Source organism: Prevotella sp. TF12-30, assembly GCF_003436715.1.
GTDB lineage: Bacteria > Bacteroidota > Bacteroidia > Bacteroidales > Bacteroidaceae > Prevotella > Prevotella copri_A.
In genome coordinates, this window is sequence record NZ_QSQJ01000083.1 from 1 (window position 1) to 395 (window position 395).

Annotated in this window: 1 pseudogene; it reads left to right on the plus strand. The window is 48.9% G+C overall.

Annotated features, from left to right (window positions below):
- Positions 1-395, plus strand: a pseudogene (locus tag DXD25_RS16995) (hypothetical protein); the annotation flags it as partial.

Below are 395 nucleotides of genomic sequence, written 5' to 3' on the forward strand. Positions count from 1 at the left end.
CAGGCTAAGGATTATGTATATCATGGCAAGACGATGTTCCAAGGACTGCATCAGCCGGATGATATCCTGAAACTCTCTAACCGACAGAGTGAACTCTTCTTCGGTGATGAAATCCCTCAAGGTCGCAAGACTAATCGCGAAGCCGGAGACATATTCCCGGAGTATTATCTGCTCTGCGTGAACAACTTCGATAAGCTGGCGGTGAACAATCTGGATGAATGGATCGAGTTTCTCAAGACCGGTGAGATCAGCGAGGCAGCCCAGGCCCCAGGTTTGGCAGATGCCCGCAAATGCCTGGATATAGATAAGTTGACCGTAGCGGAAAAGAATGATTATGTCCGTCACATGGAGAATCTGCGCTATCAGCGCAGCGTTATCAAGACGGGTTATGATGA